The organism is Speluncibacter jeojiensis (assembly GCF_029589495.1).
GTDB lineage: Bacteria > Actinomycetota > Actinomycetes > Mycobacteriales > Mycobacteriaceae > Speluncibacter > Speluncibacter jeojiensis.
This window is the reverse complement of sequence record NZ_JAAIVF010000004.1, coordinates 297310-315221: the sequence shown is the minus strand read 5'-3', so window position 1 is coordinate 315221 and position 17912 is coordinate 297310. Positions and strand designations below refer to the sequence as shown.

Annotated in this window: 15 protein-coding genes; 6 read left to right on the top strand and 9 right to left on the bottom strand. The window is 71.3% G+C overall.

From position 1 onward, the window contains the following. Positions 1 to 76: 76 nt before the first annotated feature. From G4X40_RS14780 to G4X40_RS14770, 3 genes are all read right to left on the bottom strand, one after another. Positions 77 to 2191: a 3-hydroxyacyl-CoA dehydrogenase NAD-binding domain-containing protein gene (locus tag G4X40_RS14780; protein WP_277833507.1), complete on the bottom strand. Its 2115-nt coding sequence runs from the start codon at positions 2189 to 2191 to the stop codon at positions 77 to 79. A 3-nt stretch (positions 2192 to 2194) separates the two neighbouring features. Continuing rightward, positions 2195 to 3421: a thiolase family protein gene (locus G4X40_RS14775; protein ID WP_277833505.1), complete on the bottom strand. Its 1227-nt coding sequence runs from the start codon at positions 3419 to 3421 to the stop codon at positions 2195 to 2197. A 218-nt stretch (positions 3422 to 3639) separates the two neighbouring features. Further along, on the bottom strand, positions 3640 to 4884 hold the full coding sequence (locus G4X40_RS14770; RefSeq protein WP_277833503.1) for a ribonuclease D: 1245 nt from the start codon (positions 4882 to 4884) through the stop codon (positions 3640 to 3642). A gap of 144 nt (positions 4885 to 5028) precedes the next feature. Here G4X40_RS14770 and G4X40_RS14765 point away from each other — a divergent pair, with 144 nt between their 5' ends. Then, positions 5029 to 5919 carry an alpha/beta fold hydrolase gene (locus G4X40_RS14765; RefSeq protein ID WP_277833501.1) on the top strand — a complete coding sequence of 297 codons (891 nt, stop codon included), beginning with the start codon at positions 5029 to 5031 and terminating at the stop codon, positions 5917 to 5919. Here the strand turns inward: G4X40_RS14765 and G4X40_RS14760 are convergent. Next, entirely contained in the window at positions 5846 to 7288 is a 1443-nt protein-coding gene (locus tag G4X40_RS14760) for a WS/DGAT/MGAT family O-acyltransferase (RefSeq protein WP_277833499.1), read from the bottom strand. The two genes, G4X40_RS14765 and G4X40_RS14760, sit on opposite strands and share 74 nt — an antisense overlap. 101 nt (positions 7289 to 7389) lie before the next feature. On the opposite strand from G4X40_RS14760, the gene G4X40_RS14755 reads away from it, so the two are divergent. Further along, positions 7390 to 8658: an alpha/beta hydrolase gene (locus G4X40_RS14755; RefSeq protein WP_277833498.1), complete on the top strand. Its 1269-nt coding sequence runs from the start codon at positions 7390 to 7392 to the stop codon at positions 8656 to 8658. Positions 8659 to 8698: 40 nt separating this feature from the next. On the opposite strand, the gene G4X40_RS14750 is transcribed toward G4X40_RS14755, so the two are convergent. After that, the gene (locus G4X40_RS14750; RefSeq protein WP_277833496.1) at positions 8699 to 9280 is read right to left on the bottom strand and encodes a DUF3000 domain-containing protein; all 582 of its coding nucleotides are present in this window, start codon (positions 9278 to 9280) and stop codon (positions 8699 to 8701) included. A 134-nt stretch (positions 9281 to 9414) separates the two neighbouring features. On the opposite strand from G4X40_RS14750, the gene hemE reads away from it, so the two are divergent. The 3 genes from hemE to hemQ are packed head-to-tail and all read left to right on the top strand — an operon-like array spanning position 9415 to position 12605. Continuing rightward, entirely contained in the window at positions 9415 to 10500 is a 1086-nt protein-coding gene (hemE, locus tag G4X40_RS14745; protein ID WP_277833494.1) for a uroporphyrinogen decarboxylase, read from the top strand. Next, positions 10497 to 11879, top strand: a complete 1383-nt coding sequence (locus tag G4X40_RS14740; RefSeq protein ID WP_277833493.1) for a protoporphyrinogen oxidase — start codon at positions 10497 to 10499, stop codon at positions 11877 to 11879. Before hemE ends, G4X40_RS14740 begins: the two co-directional genes overlap by 4 nt. A 30-nt stretch (positions 11880 to 11909) precedes the next feature. Beyond that, positions 11910 to 12605: a hydrogen peroxide-dependent heme synthase gene (gene hemQ, locus G4X40_RS14735; RefSeq protein WP_277833492.1), complete on the top strand. Its 696-nt coding sequence runs from the start codon at positions 11910 to 11912 to the stop codon at positions 12603 to 12605. Between the two features lie 70 nt (positions 12606 to 12675). On the opposite strand, the gene msrB is transcribed toward hemQ, so the two are convergent. The 4 genes from msrB to G4X40_RS14715 form a co-directional block, all read right to left on the bottom strand. Then, the gene (msrB, locus tag G4X40_RS14730; protein WP_277833491.1) at positions 12676 to 13098 is read right to left on the bottom strand and encodes a peptide-methionine (R)-S-oxide reductase MsrB; all 423 of its coding nucleotides are present in this window, start codon (positions 13096 to 13098) and stop codon (positions 12676 to 12678) included. Continuing rightward, positions 13095 to 14360 carry a glycosyltransferase family 87 protein gene (locus tag G4X40_RS14725; RefSeq protein ID WP_277833489.1) on the bottom strand — a complete coding sequence of 422 codons (1266 nt, stop codon included), beginning with the start codon at positions 14358 to 14360 and terminating at the stop codon, positions 13095 to 13097. The genes msrB and G4X40_RS14725 overlap by 4 nt, the downstream gene beginning before the upstream one ends. A gap of 63 nt (positions 14361 to 14423) precedes the next feature. Then, positions 14424 to 15953, bottom strand: coding sequence for an alpha/beta fold hydrolase (locus G4X40_RS14720; protein ID WP_277833488.1), 1530 nt, complete (start codon positions 15951 to 15953; stop codon positions 14424 to 14426). 128 nt (positions 15954 to 16081) lie between these two features. Beyond that, positions 16082 to 16846, bottom strand: a complete 765-nt coding sequence (locus G4X40_RS14715) for a pyrimidine reductase family protein (protein WP_277833486.1) — start codon at positions 16844 to 16846, stop codon at positions 16082 to 16084. Positions 16847 to 16880: 34 nt separating this feature from the next. Between G4X40_RS14715 and zapE the strand changes: the two genes are divergently transcribed. Further along, positions 16881 to 17897, top strand: a complete 1017-nt coding sequence (gene zapE, locus G4X40_RS14710) for a cell division protein ZapE (protein WP_277833485.1) — start codon at positions 16881 to 16883, stop codon at positions 17895 to 17897. The last annotated feature ends 15 nt before the right edge of the window (positions 17898 to 17912 follow it).

Below are 17912 nucleotides of genomic sequence, written 5' to 3'. Positions count from 1 at the left end.
GATCCGCTGAACACCGAACGGGCGCGGCACGGAGAATCCGTGCCGCGCCCGTCTGCGTTGCGCGTGAGCGCAGTGACTACCCGACGTTCGCGACGCCCGGCGCCAGGAAGCGCTTGCCGTTGACGGCCTCGGAGGTGCCGGTGCGGTCCAGGTACGGGGTGATGCCGCCGTTCCAGAAGCCGAACCCGCCACCGAGGATCAGGCACAGGTCGATGTCCTCGGCCGCGGCGACCACGCCCTCCTCGAGCATGATCCGGATCTCCTCGGCCATCGCCTTGCGGGTCCGGTCGAGCACCTCCTCCGCGGTCGAGGCCTTGTCGCCCTGCGGCCACAGCTGCGCGACCTCGGGGTCGACGACCTGGCCGTTCTCGCCGTAGGTCCACACGCCGGGCTTGCGCGCCGCGACGAGCGCCTCGAGTCCGGGGGAGGACGTGAAGCGGTCCGGGTACGCGGCCTGCAACGTCTCACCGGTGTGCAGCGCGATGGCCGGACCGACGAGCGCCAGCAGGGTGAACGGGCTCATCGGCATACCGAGCGCGCCGACCGCGTCGTCCGCCACGTCGAACGGGGTGCCCTCGTCGACCGCGAGCATGACTTCGCCGAGGGTGCGGGTGACGAGCCGGTTGAACACGAAGCCCGGCAGGTCCGCGCACAGCACCGCCGACTTCTTCAGCGACTTCGCGGTGGCGAATGCCGTTGCGAGCGTGGCATCGTCGGTCTTCTCGCCCTTGATGATCTCGAGCAGCGGCAGCACCGCGACCGGGTTGAAGAAGTGGAAGCCGACCACGCGCTCGGGGTGCTTGAGATCCGCGGCCATCTCGCTGATCGACAGCGACGAGGTGTTGGTCGCCAGGATCGCCTCGGGCGAGATGTGCGGCTCGAGGTCCGCGAACACCTTCTTCTTGACGTCCATGTTCTCGAAGACGGCTTCGATGATGAAGTCGCACTTGTCGAATTCGGACTTGTCCAGCGAACCGGACACCAGCGCCTTGAGCCGGTTGGCCGCGTCGGCGGACAGGCGACCCTTGCCCGCGAGCTTGTCGATCTCGGCGTGCACGTAGCCGACGCCCTTGTCGATGCGCTCCTGGTCGATGTCGGTGAGCACCACCGGCACCTTGAGCTGACGTACGAACAGCAGCGCCAACTGGCTGGCCATCAGGCCCGCGCCGACGACGCCGACGCCGGTGATCTTGCGGGCGAGGGACTTGTCGGGCGCGCCGGCCGGGCGCTTGGCGCGCTTGTTGACCAGGTCGAACGCGTACAGCCCGGCGCGCAGTTCGTCGGCCATCAGCAGGTCGGCCAGTGCCTCGTCCTCGGCGGCGAAGCCCTTGTCCAGCGAGGCGGCGTCGGCGATGTCGGTGGTGCGGGCCAGCTCGAGCAGCTCGAGGGCGCGGACGGGGCCGGGGGCGAATCCGCGGGTCTTGCCCTCGACGATCGCCTTGGCGCGGCCGAGCGCCGCGTCCCAACCGGCGCCGCGGTCGATCTGCGGGCGGGCGGGGGTGATGTCACCGGCGAGAACCTGTGCGGCCCAGGCCAGGGACTGCTCGATGAAGTCGGCCGAGTCGAGCAGCTCGTCGACGATGCCGAGCTTGACGGCCTGCTTCGGGTTCACGGTGCGGCCGTTGTTGAGCGGGTTCTCGATGACCATCGTCACCGCGGCGTCGGGGCCGGCGATGTTGGCCAGCAGCTGCGTGCCGCCCCAGCCGGGGACCAGGCCGAGCATGGTCTCGGGTAGGCCCAGCGCGGGCGCGTTGGACGCGACGGTGCGGTAGTGGCAGTGCAGGCCGATCTCCATGCCGCCGCCGAGCGCGACGCCGTTGATGAACGCGAACGTCGGCACGGTGGACTCGCGCAGCCGGCGGAACACCTTGTGCCCCAACTGTCCGACCTCGAGCGCGACCTCGCGGCTGGGCACCTGGGCGGCGCCCTTGAGGTCGGCGCCGACGGCGAAGATGAACGGCTTGCCGGTCACCGCGACCGCGGCCGGGTTCGCGGCGAACGCCTCGTCGAGGGCGGCGTCGATGTTCGCCAGCCCGCGGGGGCCGAAGGTGGTCGGCTTGGTGTGGTCGAAGCCGTTGTCGAGCGTGACGAGCGCGACCTTGCCCTCGAAGCCGGGCACGGCGACGAGCCGGGTGTGGGCGACGGTGACGACCTCGTCGGCGAAGGCGTCGGTGATGTTGGACGATGTCATGGCTTACTTGGCTCCAGTCGTCTCGGAGGTGGAGAAGTGGGGGTTCTCCCAGATGACGCTGCCGCCCATGCCCATGCCGATGCACATGGTGGTCAGGCCGTAGCGCACGTCGGGGCGCTGGGCGAACTGGCGGGAAAGCTGGGTCATCAGGCGCACGCCCGTCGACGCCAGCGGGTGACCGCACGCGATCGCGCCGCCCCAGAGGTTCACGCGCGGATCGTCGTCGGCGATGTCGAAGTGCTCGAGGAAGGCGAGCACCTGCACGGCGAACGCCTCGTTGATCTCGAACAGGCCGATGTCGTCGATGCTCAGGCCGGTGCGGGCGAGCAGCTTCTCGGTGGCAGGCACGGGTCCGTAGCCCATCACGGCGGGGTCGACGCCGGCGTAGGCGAAGCCGACCAGTCGCATGCCGATCGGCAGGCCCAGTTCGGCGGCGGTGTCCTCGCCGGCGAGCAGGCAGGCCGTCGCGCCGTCGTTCAGGCCCGCGGCGTTACCTGCGGTGACCCGGCCGGCGGGCCGGAAGGGGGTCTTGAGCGAGGCGAGGTCCTCGATGGTGGTGCCGGGGCGCGGCGGCTCGTCCTCGGTGGCCAGGCCCCAGCCCTGCTCGGCGGAGCGGGTGGCGACGGGCGCCAGCATCTCGCCGATGTAGCCGGCCTTGCGGGCGGCCTCGTACTTGGCCTGGCTCGCGACGGCGTACGCGTCGGAACGCTCCTTGGTGATGCTCGGGAACCGGTCGTACAGGTTCTCGGCGGTGTTGCCCATGACCAGCGCGCTCGGGTCGACCAGCTTGTCGGTCATGAAGCGCGGGTTGGGGTCGACGCCCGAACCCATCGGGTGATGACCCATGTGCTCGACGCCGCCGGCGAGGACGACGTCGTACTGGCCGAAGCCGATGCCGGAGGCGGTGGTGGTCACGGCGGTCATCGCGCCGGCGCACATGCGGTCGATGGCGAAGCCCGGCACGGACTGCGGCAGGCCGGCCAGCACGGCGGCGCTGCGGCCGATGGTCAGGCCCTGGTCGCCGGTCTGTGTGGTCGCCGCGACGGCGACCTCGTCGATCCGCTCGGGCGGCAGCTGCGGGTTCCGGCGCAGCAGTTCGCGGATCGCCTTGACGACCAGATCGTCCGCGCGGGTCTCGGCGTACATGCCCTTCGCGCCCGCCTTGCCGAACGGGGTACGGATGCCGTCGACGAACACGACATTTCGTGGGGTTGCGGTGGATGAGGCCACGCTTGTTCCTCCTGAGTGGAGCTGGCGCCCGACCGGTCGACCGGTCGAGCCTGGGTGCCGCGACGTGCGAGACGTCCGGCCGCCGTTTCAGCGTAACCCCTATTACTCGCCGGTAACTTAATCGGCCCATCCGGCTCTACCAGTGACAATGCCGATCGTGTCAATGGCCGATGGCGTCTACCGCCCACGCCTGCATGGCGCCCGCGGCGCCGACCGGCTCAGGCGGTCATCGCGGAGGCGAGCACGGGCGTGGTCAGCTCGCGTTGCCAGTGCCGGGCCCCGGCACCGGCCAGGAAGGCGTCGACGGACTCCGCCGCCGACGGTTGCGACGTGGCCGGCAGCGGCCAGCCCCAGCACAGCCGGCGGACGGTGTCGGGTGCGAGCAGGTTCTCCACCGGAACGTGCACCTGCTCGCCGAGGGCGGTCAACGCCTCGCGGGCACGGTGCAGGCGCTCGGCGGCCTCCGGGTGTTTGCGCGGCCAGCGGTTCGCGGGAGGCGGTCCGTCGAACGGCTGCGCCAGCGGCGGCAACGCGGAATCGGGCAGCGCGTGGGCCCGCTCGAGCGCGGACAACCAGATCCGCGAGTGCCGTCGCTGGCGGGGGCCGCCGAAGATCGGGCGGGCCCGCAGGTCGGCGATGGTCTTGGGGTCGGTCACGGCCGCGTCGACGACCGCGCGGTCGGGCAGCACCCGGCCCGGAGCGACGTCGCGCCGCTGGGCCAGCTCGTCGCGTGCGAGCCACAGTTCGCGGACCGCGGCCAACGTGCGGCGGGACTTGATCGTGTGGATCCCGGAGGTGCGGCGCCAGCGGTCCGGCTTCGGCCGCGGCGGCGGGGCCAGGCGGACCGCCTCGAACTCCTCGGCCGCCCACGCGGACTTGCCCTGCCCGTCGAGCTCGGCGGCCATCGCGTCGCGCAGTTCGACGAGCACCTCCACGTCGAGTGCGGCGTAGTTCAGCCAGTCCTCCGGGAGCGGGCGCGAGGACCAGTCCGCGGCGCCGTGCCCCTTGAGCAGGGTGTAGCCGAGCGTGCGTTGGACGATCGCGGCCAGCCCGACCCGGTCGAACCCGGCGAGGCGACCGGCCAATTCGGTGTCGAACAGTGCCGACGGGCGCAGGCCGAGTTCCGCCAGGCACGGCAGGTCCTGATCGGCCGAGTGCAGCACCCATTCGAGCGGATTGATCGCGTCGGCCAGCGGGGCCAGTGCCTCCGGTACCGCGATCGGGTCGAGCAGCACGGTGCCGGCACCGGCGCGGCGTAGCTGGACCAGATAGGCGCGTGCGGAGTAACGGAAGCCGGAGGCGCGCTCCGCGTCGACCGCGAGCGGGCCGCTGCCCGCGGCGAGGCGGTCGGCCGCCTCCCGGACGGCGGCCTCGGTGGTCACCACCGGGGGCACTCCCTCGCGCGGGTGCAGCAGCGGAACCGACGTGCTCTCATCGGTCTCGGAGTGGTCGGATTCTGACATGGACCCCGACTTTACGGCGTACAACGTTGTGATGGACACCAGTAATTCTCACATCAGTTGAACGATCGTCCGGTAATGCTTGAAACGTGTTCTCGTTGTCGCTACCTTCCTAGGGTCCTCGCAATCGCGACGAAGGGTTGAGAAATGGTTTCCGCACTCCTCCGTCCGCCGTCGGTACCCAGTCGCCGACTGGTCGAACTCCCTCCGGTCGGGCAGTTGCCCGAGGGCCGGATGGTCGACCTCCCGGGCCGCGGCAGCACCTTCGTCGTCGAAGCGGGGAACCCGGAGGGGGCGCCGCTGATCCTGCTGCACGCGCTGGGGTGCACCGGGCTGCTGACCTGGTATCCGGCGCTCGAGGCGCTCGGCGCCCGGCACCGCCTGGTGATCTTCGACCAGCGGTGGCACGGCCGGGGGATCCGCTCGCCGCGTTTCCGGCTCGAGGACTGCGCCGACGACGTGCCCGCGGTCGCCGATGCGCTCGGTATCGGCCGGTTCACCGCGGTCGGGTATTCGATGGGTTCGCTTGTCGCGCAACTGACCTGGCGGGCGCACCGGGATCGCGTCGAGGGCCTGGTCCTCGGTGCGGCGACGGCGTCGTTCCGCCGCGCCCCGCGCGAACGCGTCGCCCTCGACGCGATCGCGCGGAGCGTCTCGACGGTCCGGCCCAACCCCGGGATGCTGCGCCTGGCGGACGTGCCCTACCGCACCGACAACCAGTGGGCGATCGGGCAGTTCCGGCAGACCTCGCCGGGCGCGATCTCCACCGCGGTCGCGGAGGTCGGCAAGTTCGACTCCAGCGCCTGGGTCGGCGAGGTCGACGTGCCGACCGCGGTGATCGTGCCGAGCCGCGACAAGGTGATCCCGCCGCGTCGCCAGCGCTGGCTCGCCCGCCAGATCCCGGGCGCCGCGACCTACGAGATCGACGGCGGCCACGCGTCCTGCGTGATGAAGGCCGACCAGTTCATTCCTGCGCTGCAGGCGGCGTGCGCCTCGGTGCTGTCCCGGACTGATCAGAACCGGCACGGGCGGCGCTGAGCAGGTCGGCGAGCGAGTCCCGCATCGCCTGGGCCAGCGGCCACAGCGTCGAGGTCAGCTCGCGGCAGCCGATAAGCCCGATGTTGAGCTCGCCGTCGAGCGAGAACACCGTGATGTTCAGGCCGGCGCCGTGGAAGACCGGGCCCAGCGGGTACATGGCCTCGATGCGCGCGCCCATGAAGTAGAGCGGCACCGGCGGTCCGGGCACGTTCGAGATCACCAGGTTGTGGATGACCGGATGGTGCTCCGCCAGACGCAGACTCGCGTAGGCGCGCATCGCCGCGCCGAACAGGGCCGGGCCGGCGAACTGGGCCGCGTCCTGCAGCAGGCCGGCCGGCAGCGCATCCTTGTGCTCCTTGGCCACCAGGTTGTGTGCGCTGATCTCGGCAAGCCGGCGGGCCGGGTCGTCGACGTCGGTGCGCAGCGTGGTGAACATGCCGGTGACCTGGTTGGTGCCCGGGCGCGTCGACTTGCCGTGCACCGACACCGGGACCATGGCGACCAGCGAGGTGTCCGGCAGCTCGTTGCGTTCGTCGAGGTACTTACGCAGGGCGCCGGAGCACACGGCCAGGACCACGTCGTTGAGCTTGCAGCCGAACGCGTTCTTGACCTCCTTGACGTCGTCGAGGGGGACCTGGGTGTAGGCGATCTCGCGGTGTCCGGTGATGGTGCCGTTGAACGAGGTCCGCGGCGCGGTGAACGGCGCCGGCATGGCCCGGCCGTGCCGGGATCGGCTGATCCACTTGGGCAGCACCGCGGCCGTGCCGGGGAGCATCTGCAGCAGCTTGAGCGGGCGCGCAGCGAACGAGAGCATCCCGTCGACCGCGAGGCCCAGGGTGCCGGCGTCGCCGGCGTTCCTGGCGAGATCGGCCTCGTCGGCCGGTGGCGCGGCGGGGGTCAGGGTGCACAACTGGGACATCATGTTCGCGCCGCTGACGCCGTCGACCGTCGCGTGGTGCATCTTCGACATCACCGCGATGTGCCCGTTTCCGAGTCCCTCGATCACCCACATCTCCCACAGCGGGCGGGTGCGGTCGAGTGGTTGGCCGGCGATGTGCGCGCAGAGTTCGGCGACCTCGTCCGGTCCTCCGGGGGCGGGCACCGCGATGCGGTGCAGGTGCTGGTCGATGTCGAAGTGCTTGTCCTCGACCCAGACGGGGTGGTCCAGGTTGAGGAACGAGTCCTGCAGTTTGCGCCGGAATCCGGGCATCGCGCGCACGCGTTGTGCGAGTTCCTTTTTCAGCTTCGCGAAGGTGTAGCCGCCGTCGATGGTCCCACCGTCGACCTCGATGAGTCCGCACACGTGCAGCAGCTGCGCCGGTGTCTCCAGATACAAAAAGCTGGCGTCGAGGCCGCTCAGTCGTTCCATTCCCCAATACTAGAACGTGTTCTTATTTCTGCCCGGGAACCAGGGAACCTCGGCTGTGTCCTGGGCCACGAATCGCGCGGCGGTCCGACTAGGCTCGGGGCGTGACCGACCGTTACCTTCTCCGTCAGACCGCGATGCTCGGGCTGGCCGCCAATGCGATCCGCCCGCTACCGAGCATGCCGCTGTCGCCGGTGTCGTTCTTCAGTGGGTGGCTCACCTCGGAGCTGGCGCCGCAACTGCTCGGCGTGCTGGCCGTCGACAATGCCGTGCACCTGGCGCGCCACGGCCTGCGCCGACGCGGTGACAAGGCCGGACTGACGATCGGTGCGCTCGCCGGTGCCGGCCTCGCGGCGTCGATCGCGGCAGGACGCGGCACCCACCAGGAACTGACCCGTGCGCTCGAGGAGGCGATCGGGCCGGACGCGGCGGCCGGCGACGGACCGCTCGACTCGACGGTCCCGTGGCGCAAGCTCGCGATGCCGTTCCGGATGCGCAACGCGGACGTCGTCCGTGAACGCAACATCGCCTACACCCCCACGGGGCGGCGCGGCCGGCTCGACGTCTACCACCACCGCGACACGGGGGAGCGGCGCCCGATCCTGCTGCAGATCCACGGCGGCGGCTGGGTGATCGGCAACAAGGATCAGCAGGGGATCCCGCTGATGCTGGAGATGGCCTCACGCGGATGGGTGTGCGCGGCCGTCAACTACCCGCTCTCGCCCCGCGCACACTGGCCCGACCACCTGATCGCGATCAAACGCGCGGTCGCGTGGCTGCGTGAGCATGCCGTCGACTACGGCGCGGACCCGGACTTCATCGCGGTCACCGGCGGATCGGCAGGCGGTCACCTGGCGGCCATGCTGGCGCTGACCGCGAACGACCCAGGGCTGCAACCGGGTTTCGCCGACACGGACACTTCCATCCAGGCGTGCGTGCCGCACTACGGCGTCTACGACTTCGCCGGCGAAACCGGCATCAAGGCGGTGCGCCAGCGGGTGGAGTCGCCGCTCAGCGCGATCGTGCTCGGCCGGAACGCACAGTTTCCGCGCGACTACCTGGCGGCTTCGCCGATGGCGCACCTACGGGCCGACGCGCCCCCGTTCTTCGTTCTGCACGGCGAGAACGACTCACTGGTCCCGGTCGCCGAGGCCCGTGAGTTCGTGGCCCGGTTGCGGGAGGTGTCGCGCAATCCGGTCGCGTATGCGGAGTTGCACGGCGCCCAGCACGCCTTCGACGTGTTCCCGTCGTTGCGCAGCGTGCAGGCCGTGCAGGCGGTCGCGCGGTTCCTCGAATGGTCCCGCACGACGGTCGACAACGAAGGAGCGACGGTCGCCGCCGGAGCGGGCCAGGAGGGCATGGGCCTGGCCTAGCGGCGGTTTCCCGCGCGGGTGGGCGCGCCCGGCCGGGCCGTCAGTCCGACGGCCGACCTGCCAGGTGGGTAACCCCGGTCGGGGGCAGCCCGGCGGCGTAGCCGAGGACCTCGCAGAACGCCTCGACGTGGGTGTCGAGCTCGAGGTCCAGTGGCGTCCAGGACGCGCGCACCTCGAGCTGATGGGCCCGCGGGGGGCCGACGATGTCGCCGTAGCGGACCGAGCTGGTGGCGGTGACGGTGCCGCCGAGCGCGGTGACCTCCACCCCCCGCGACTCCAGGGCGTCGACCAGCCAGCTCCAGGCGACCTCGGCGAGCAGCGGGTCGTTGGCCAGGTCCTCGTCGACGTCGGCCTGGATGTACGCGACCAGACGGAAGGTCCCGTCCCAGGCCTCGTCGCCGTTCGGGTCGAACAGCAGGATCAGCCGGCCGAACGCGTCGGTCTCGGACTGCTCGGACACCGAGTGGGCGACCTCGGCGCCGAGCGCGTAGCTGTACGGGGCGAGGCGTTGCGGCGGCCGGATCGGACCGATCTCGATGTCCCTGCGCACGGCGGCCGCATTCATCGCCTCGACGGCGTTGCGAAACTGTGCAGGCGCGGCCCGCGTCCCCGGGGTGGTCACAGTGCGGACGCTAGCCGCGCGGCCGCGGGGGAGCCAGTAGGCGCGCCGGGGACTGTGGGCGCTCACCAGGGCCCGGCGGACGCGCCGCGAGGCGGCGCCGAGCACGTCCGGACGCGTGCGACGATGGACCCATCATGACGAGCACACGGACCGACACCCGCCGCGCCCACCCCTCCGGCCGACGCCACCTGCCGGACGCACCACTGCTGGCCGCGGCCGAGGGCCGCCGCCCCCGACACCGCCCGGTGTGGTTCATGCGCCAGGCCGGCCGGTCGCTGCCGGAGTACCGCGAACTCCGCGCCACCACCGGCATGCTCGAGTCGTGTTTCAACCCGGACCTGGTCTGTGAGATCACCCTCCAGCCGGTACGCCGGCACCGCGTCGATGCCGCGATCCTGTTCTCCGACATCGTCGTTCCGCTCAAGGCTGCGGGTGTCGACCTGGACATCGTGGCCGGTGTCGGTCCGGTGATCGCCCATCCGGTGCGCACCGCCGCGGATGTGCGTGCGCTGCCGAGGCTGGTGCCCGAGCAGGTCACCCCCATCGCCGACGCGGTCCGGCTGCTCGTCGACGAGCTGGACCAGACCCCGCTGATCGGGTTCGCGGGGGCGCCGTTCACGCTCGCCTCCTACCTGGTCGAGGGCGGACCGAGTCGCAACCACGAGCACACCAAGGCGCTCATGCACGGCGAGCCGGAGACGTGGCACGCGCTGCTCGGCGCGCTGGCCGACACCACCATCGCCTTCCTGCAGGCGCAGCTCGCCGCCGGTGTCGATGCCATCCAGCTGTTCGACTCGTGGGCGGGTGCGCTCACCGAGGCCGACTACCGCGAGTTCGTGATGCCGCACTCGGAGCGGGTGTTCGCGGAGGTCGCGAACGCGGGCGTGCCGCGCATCCACTTCGGCGTCGGGACCGGCGAACTGCTCGGCGCGATGGGCGAGGCCGGCGCGGACGTGGTCGGCGTGGACTGGCGGGTGCCGCTCGACGTCGCGGTCGGCCGGGTCGGGCCGGGCAAGGCACTGCAGGGCAACCTCGACCCCGCGACGTTGTTCGCCGGCTGGGACGTGGTGGAGCGGGAGGTCGGCAAGGTGCTCGCCGCGGCCGACCGCGCCCTCGAGGCCGGCGCGATCGGGCACATCTTCAACCTCGGGCACGGCGTGCCCCCCGACACCGACCCGGAAGTGCTCACCCGCGTGGTGGATCTGGTGCACCGCTCGTGACCGGCCGGCCGGGTTCGGTCGCGGTCGTCGGCGGCGGCATCTCCGGGCTGGCCGCGGCGCATCGGCTGCGCGCGCTGCTCGGGTCGCAGGCGCAGATCACCGTGCTCGAGACCGACGACCGGCTCGGCGGCAAGTTGCGCACGGTCGAACTGGCCGGCCACCAGGTCGACGTCGGCGCCGAGGCGTTCATCGCGCGCCGACCCGAGGTGCCCGACCTGCTCACCGAGCTGGGGCTGGTCGACCAGCTGGTCACCCCGGCCGGACGGTCGCCGATGCTGCGCGCGGGCGGCCGCAACCAGCCGATGCCCGCGCGCACGCTGATGGGCATCCCGTCGGACGCGCAGTCGGTCGCCGCGGTGGTTGGGCCGGACACGCTCGCGCGGATCGAGGCAGAACCGGCGACGCCGCTGTCCTGGGATCCGGGCGCGGACATGTCGGTGGGCGAACTGGTCGCGCGGCGTTTCGGACGCGAGGTGGTCGAGCGCTCGGTCGACCCGCTTCTCGGCGGCGTGTACTCGGGTTCGGCCGACACCATCGGCGTGCGCGCCGCGTTGCCGACGCTCGCCGCCGCGCTCGACGCCGGCGCACCGAGCCTGATCGACGCGGTCGCGCGGGCGCTGCCGCCGCAGCGGCCCGGGCCGGTGTTCGGCGCACTGCGGGACGGGTACGGGGCGCTGGTGGCCGCGCTCGCCGCAAGGTCGGGCGCACGAACGCTGTTGGGTACCAAGGCATCCGGGTTGCGAAAGACGGCGACCGGCTGGTGGATAGATCCGGTCGGCGAGGTCGACGCAGTGGTGTTGGCCGTCCCCGCCCCGGCGTTGACCGCACTGCTTGCCGGGCCGTGCCCCGAAGGCGCCCGGGCAGCCGGGGCGGTGCAGGTGGCCTCGTCTGCGGTGATCGCGCTGGCCCTCCCCGCGTCGGCTCCCGTGCCGGAGCACTCGGGTCTGCTCGTCGCGACCGGGGAGTCGTTGACCGCCAAGGCGTTCACGTTCTCCAGCCGCAAGTGGCCGCACCTGGAATTCCCCGACGCGACGATGGTGCGGGTGTCGGTCGGGCGGTTCGGCGACAGCGCGGTCGTCGAGGCCGACGACGACTGGCTGGTCTCGCGCGCCCGTGCGGACCTGGCGACCGCCACCGGAGTCGAGGCTGCACCACTGGCGGCGCACGTGCAGCGTTGGCACGGCGGGCTGCCACAGTACGCGGCCGGCCACCTCGCGGTCGTCGATCGGATCGACGCGGCGGTCGCGTCGTTGTCCGGTCTGGCGGTCGCCGGCGCGACCTTCGGCGGGGTTGGGGTGCCGGCCTGCGTGGCGCGGGCGCACCGCGTCGTGGACGAACTTGTGACGCAGTGGGCGTGGGCACCGGGGCAGCGGGCCTGACCGCGGTTGTGCAGTGGCACTATTGAGCCCATGGCGAAACTCGATTTCCAGGCGCTCAACTCCACCGTCCGCTACCTGATGTTCTCTGCGTTCCGGGTGACGCCGGGCGCGCTCGGCGCCGACCGGTCGATGGCGATCAAGGAGGCGCAGACCTACTTCGACGGACTCGCGGACAAGGGCGTCGAACTGCGCGGGGTCTACGACGTCGCGGGCCTGCGCGCCGATGCCGACTGGATGATGTGGACGCACGCCGACAACATCGAGGCCCTGCAGGCCGCGTACGCCGACCTGCGCCGGACCACCGCGCTCGGCAGGGCCAGCACCCCGGTGTGGAGCAACTCCGCCGTGCACCGTCCGGCCGAGTTCAACAAGAGCCACATCCCGGCGTTCCTCGCCGGCGAGGATCCGGGCGCCTACGTCTGCGTCTACCCGTTCGTGCGTTCCTACGACTGGTACCTGCTGCCCGACGCCGACCGCCGCAAGATGCTGGCGGACCACGGCATGCTGGCGCGCGGCTACCCGGACGTGCGCGCCAACACGGTGCCGGCCTTCGCGCTGGGCGACTACGAGTGGATCCTGGCGTTCGAGGCCCCCGAGTTGCACCGGATCGTCGACCTGATGCGCGACCTGCGCGCCGCCGAGGCCCGCCTGCACGTGCGTGAGGAGATCCCGTTCTTCACCGGCCCGCGGGTGTCGGTCGAGAAGCTCATCGAGGCCCTGCCCTGACCGGACGGCCCTGATCTGCCCTGACGCGGTGCCCCGGGGCCTGGCCGCGCCTGGCGTGCCGGACCGGTACTCAGGCCCCGGGAACCAGCCTCAGGCAGATGCTGTTGATGCAGTACCGCTGATCGGTCGGCGTCGGGTAGCCCTCGCCGGCGAACACGTGGCCGAGGTGGCTGTGGCAGGTACGGCACAGCACCTCGGTGCGTTCCATGCCCAGCGAGCTGTCGGTGCGCAGCACGACCGCGTCCGAATCCGCCGGGTCGTAGAACGACGGCCAGCCGCAGTGCGAATGGAACTTCTCGTTGCTGCGGAACAGTTCCGCGCCGCACGCCCGGCACTCGTAGACGCCCTCGACGGTGGTGTCGGTGTACTCGCCTGTGAACGGCCGCTCGGTCCCGGACTGACGCAGCACCGCATACTCGTCGGGGGTCAGCCGTGCCCGCCACTCGTCCTCGGAGTACGTGACGGCAGGGGTGTTCGTCAGATCGTCACTCATGCACCCACGGTAACGCGGTCCGCCGCCCCGAGTGAGCGGCCGTGCGGCGCGGGCGCGCACCACTGCGGGTCGATGCCCCGGTCCAGTCGGTTCTCGGCGCGCGCGACCAGATAGCGGTTGAGCAGCACCGTGAAGATCACCACGATGAGCAGGCTCCAGCCCAGGGTGGGGCGCAGGTAGGTCGCGGCCTCGCCATATACCCGGAAGCGGCCGGAAAGCCACGAGTCGAAGCTCAGGAAGCCGTAGGCGGCCAGCCAGGCCGGCCAGTTGCGGATCACCGAGTTCTTCAGCACCACGGTCATCATCAGCGGGAACAGCATCATCGAGTAGTACTGCTGGCCCAGCGAGAGCAGCAGGAACGACGCGGCCAGCAGCAGGCCCGATCCGGTGCACAGGAAGAACAGCTGGTCGTGGCGGTAGTAGCGGTACAGCAGCCACAGTGAGGCGAGCACGAGCGCCGCGAACAGGATGCGCAGCGCGAGGATCAGCCACGACGGCAGCCCGTAGTACAGGCCGTTGCCGACGATCGAGCTGTTGAAGTAGTCCCGCGCCTGGAACAGGTTGGGCAGTGTGTGGTGCACGAACTGCATCGGGTCGGCGGACAGCGGCCAGGCGATGGCGGTGAGCACGACCGGGATCCCGATCGCGGCGACGAACGGTCGCCACTGACGGTTGAGCAGCGGCAGCAGCATGATCGGCGCGAGCGTCGGTTTGATCGCGATCGTCAGTCCCATGGGCACGCCTGCCCATGTCTGGTGGCCCTTGAGCAGCAGCCACAGGAAGAGCATCTCGCCCAGCAGGATCACGCCGTTGATGTTGGTGAAGATCAGTGTGTTCGAGACGGTTTCGGTGGAGAACATCGCGAACAGCAGCACCGGCGCGGCCAGCGAGTTCAGGCCGTAGCCGAACATCTTGAGCAGCACGTAGCCGGCGACGATGATCGCGGCAGCGTCGACGATGATCAATCCCCACCGGGACCACTCGTAGTTGATCAGCCCGGCGGGCGCCATCAGCAGGGTGCCGCTCGGGTAGTACAGGTAGTGCGGGTCCACCGAGTTGAAGTTGTCGGTGTAGATCGCCTGGTGGTGCAGGAACTTGCGCGCGGCGTCCCAGACCGGGGCGAAGTCGTTGGTCCGTGCCCCGTTGACCGCCAGCACGGCCATCCGGTGGATGACCGTCATGATGGCGATCGGCCAGAAGACCGCCTTGATCACCTCGGAGGTGGTCCGGGCGTGGCGGGGGACGAACCGTTGGAGAAACACCCGGGAACGGTACCGCGAGGCGGCAGCGGGTGGTCCAGGACACCCCGGCTCGGAAACTCGGGCTCAGGCGGGACAGGCGGTGCCGCCGGCGGGGAGCGCGCCCGAGTCGAGGTAGCGGCCGACCACGGTGCCGGCGCAGTCCGAGTTCCACAGCACCGGGTGGCCCGCGCCCTGCCAGCTCACCGTCGCCGTCTTGGTGCCGACCCGGTTCAGTGCGGTCGCCAGCGACTGGGGTCCGCCCCTGCCGACCACCGGATCGGCGGCGCCGCCGAGCATCAGCACGGGGATGGGCAGGGTGCTCGGCAGTGGCGGGGCCGCGTGCGCGGGCCAGGCGCCGCAGGTCAGCATCCGGCCCATCCCGTAGTCGCCGAAGTCCGGGTAGCGGCTCGACCAGCTCGGTTCCACACCGACGGCGCGCTGCGCACCGGGCGAGGCCGGGGCGTCGCTGCACTGGGCGACGAACTGGCCGTCGGTGAGCGCCACCGCCGACGCGATCGTGTGCAGTGCATCCGGGTCGTCGTGGCCCGCGCGGGCGAGCAGATCGGCCAGCCCGGTCACCCGGTCCGCCCACGCGGTGGTGGGATCGGCCAGCCGCTGCGCGATCGTCGTGAGCAGCGCGCCCACGCTCACGCTCGGCAGCGTGCCCGCCCGGGCGCGGCCGAGCAGGTCGGTCACCGCCGCACGGGGATCGGCGCCGAGCGGGCAGCCGGGGCTCGCGCACTGGGCGACGAACGCGGTGAGCGCGGCCTCCTCACCCTGGATGCGCTGTTCGGCGGCGGTCAGCGCGTCGGCGTTCGACGGCGCCGGCGAGTCGAGGACCAGCCGGGACAGCCCGTTGGGCACCTTCGCGGCGTAGGTCAGGGCCACCGCCGCGCCGTCGCCGGTGGTCAACAGCGCGAGCCGGTCGACGCCCCACCGCCGTCGCAGGGTGTCGAGGTCGGAGGCGGCGTGCAGCGCGTCGAAGCCCTGCTCGGCAGGACTGATCTGGTCGGTGCACGCGACGGTCGCGGCCTTGGAGGTGTCCAGTACAGACAATGCCTGCGTCATCGCGGGCGCGGTGGGGTCGGCCAGTGTGGTCAACGATGCGCGCTGGGCGGAGGTCAGGCAGTCGAGGGTGCCGCTGCCGCCGATGCCGCGCCGATCCAGTGCCACCACCGGGTGGCTGCGCAGGATCGCTGCGTGCGGACCGGTCGCGAGCTGGGCGAGCGCATCGGTCGCGGGCCGGTCGGTGCCCGCGGCGAGCACGACGGGGGCGGCGTCACCGGGGGTGGCGGGGGTGCTGGCGCGCAGCGCGTCGAGCGAGAACGACTGAAGGGAATTTCCGGGATCGAGTTCGACGTCGACGGACGCGCACTGCAGTTTCAGCCCGGCGGGCCCGGCGCCCAGGTGCATCCGGTCGAGCGTGCTGCGCGTGCAGTCCGACCAGCTCAGGTCCGACTTCGGCATCTCGATCGGCGGCGCCGGGTTCTCCGGTGCCGCCGAGGTGGTGGTCGCACCGGCCACTCCCAGCTGGTGCTGGACCACCGCGACGTCGGGCCGGGTGGATGGGCCGGCGCCGCACGCGGTGCAGGCGGCGAGTACGACCGCGATCACGACAATCCTCCGCACGGGCACAGCCTGCCAGTTGCGGCGAGCGCCGCCCAGGGCAGGGCTCGCTGTCGAGGTTCGTGTCGGACGAAGCCAGCGGCGGAACCGGGCGGCGGAGTGTCGGGCGGGGCCGATCAGCAGCGGTGGCGCACCCAGCGGGTGAGCAGTGTGCCGTCGTCGTCGACGATCTGATGGGCCGGGCGCATCGAGAGCCGCCCCGCGACGCTGCTCACGGCGATCCGCGGCGCGTGCCCGCCGATCAGTACGGGCGCGGTGGTCAGGCAGAGCTCGTCGACGGCGTCCGCCGCGATCAGATCGCCGAACAGGCCCGGCCCGCCCTCGCAGAGCAGCCTCGTGAGGCCGAGTTCGGCCAGCGTCGACATGATCCCGCCGGCGGGTACGGAGTCGTTGCCGAGCAGCAGCACGCGGGCCCCGGCATCGGTGAGGGCGGCGATCCTGTCGGCCGGTGCCGCGGCGGTGGTCAGGATCAGCGGCGCGGTGGCGGTGTCGGTGAAAAGCGGGCTCTGCGGGTCCAGGTCTGCGCCCCGGGTGACCACGGCGATCGGCGGCACGGGCGAGCGGCCCGCCGAGACGCGGCGCGCGGTCGCGTCGGCGTCGAGCTTGGCGCCCCGGTACCCCTCGGCCCGGACGGTGCCGGCGCCGACGACCACGACGTCGGCCAGCTCGCGCAGCACCCCGAAGACCAGCCTGTCGCCCGGGGTGGACAGCCCGCCCGACAGGCCGTCCGCCGCGACCGCACCGTCGATGCTCGAGATGAAGTTGATCCGCATCCAGCTGCCGCCGGTCGGGTCCTGCGGATACCGGTACAGCCGGCGCAGTTCGTCGGGGCTCAGCGCCGGCGAAGGTGTGAGGTGGGTCGCAAAATCGACATGGTGCACAAGAGCGATTTCACCATGTGGATACCCTTTGTACATGGCGCAGCATCTCGTCGACCGGAATCCGGTGGTTCCCGCAGACCAACTCGTTTCCCTGCTGGTCCCTCCGGCGATGTTCGACGAGGTCAGCTTCGCGTCCTACATCCCGGATCCGAACGAGCCGAGCCAGGCGCAGGCGGTCGCCAAGGCGGAGGCGTTCGCGAAGGGCCTCGGCAAGAGCCGCGGCGGCAAGCGCGGACTGTTCGGGAAGAAGTCCGCCGCCTCCGGTGCGGGGCTCTACCTCGACGGCGGGTTCGGTGTCGGCAAGACACACCTGCTCGCGTCGATCTTCCACAGCGCGCCGTCGCCCAAGGCGTTCGGCACCTTCGTCGAGCTCACCCACGTGGTCGGTGCGCTGGGCTTCAACAACGCCGTCGAGCAGCTCTCGAACCACAGCGTGCTCTGCATCGACGAGTTCGAGCTCGACGATCCAGGCGACACCATGCTGGTCTCGCGACTGCTGACCGAACTGTCCGCGCGCGGGGTCTCGATCGTGGCCACCTCGAACACGCTGCCCGGCCAGCTCGGCGAGGGGCGCTTCGCCGCGCAGGACTTCCTGCGTGAGATCCGCAAGCTCGGTTCGATCTTCGAGACCATCCGGGTGGACGGCCCCGACTACCGGCACCGTGATCTGCCGCCCGCTCCCGAGCCGGTCGCCGACGACGAGATCGAGGCGTTGGCCGCCGCGACCCCGGGTTGCACGCTCGACGACTTCGACGAGCTGTGCCGGCACCTGGGCAAGCTGCACCCATCCCGGTACAAGAAGTTGGTCGAGGGCGTTTCCGCGGTCTACCTGCGCGGAGTGCACGCGGCGCCGGACCAGGCGGTCGCGCTGCGCCTGGTCGTCTTCGCCGATCGCCTCTACGACGCGAACATCCCGGTGACCGTCTCGGGGGCCAAGCTCGACGAGATCTTCACTCCCGAGATGGTGGCGGGCGGCTACCGCAAGAAGTACCTGCGGGCCACCTCGCGACTGCTCGCGCTCTCGCGCTTCAACGCCATCGCGGCCGGCTGACATCCGCGGCGCGCA

Bases quoted from the DNA above. Each gene is read 5' to 3' on its own strand.
- msrB (WP_277833491.1), bottom strand. From the start codon at position 13,098: ATGAGTGACGATCTGACGAACACCCCTGCCGTCACGTACTCCGAGGAC.
- G4X40_RS14760 (WP_277833499.1), bottom strand. From the start codon at position 7,288: ATGGAACGACTGAGCGGCCTCGACGCCAGCTTTTTGTATCTGGAGACA.
- G4X40_RS14780 (WP_277833507.1), bottom strand. From the start codon at position 2,191: ATGACATCGTCCAACATCACCGACGCCTTCGCCGACGAGGTCGTCACC.
- G4X40_RS14770 (WP_277833503.1), bottom strand. From the start codon at position 4,884: ATGTCAGAATCCGACCACTCCGAGACCGATGAGAGCACGTCGGTTCCG.
- hemQ (WP_277833492.1), top strand. From the start codon at position 11,910: ATGGCGAAACTCGATTTCCAGGCGCTCAACTCCACCGTCCGCTACCTG.
- G4X40_RS14765 (WP_277833501.1), top strand. From the start codon at position 5,029: ATGGTTTCCGCACTCCTCCGTCCGCCGTCGGTACCCAGTCGCCGACTG.
- zapE (WP_277833485.1), top strand. From the start codon at position 16,881: ATGGCGCAGCATCTCGTCGACCGGAATCCGGTGGTTCCCGCAGACCAA.
- hemE (WP_277833494.1), top strand. From the start codon at position 9,415: ATGACGAGCACACGGACCGACACCCGCCGCGCCCACCCCTCCGGCCGA.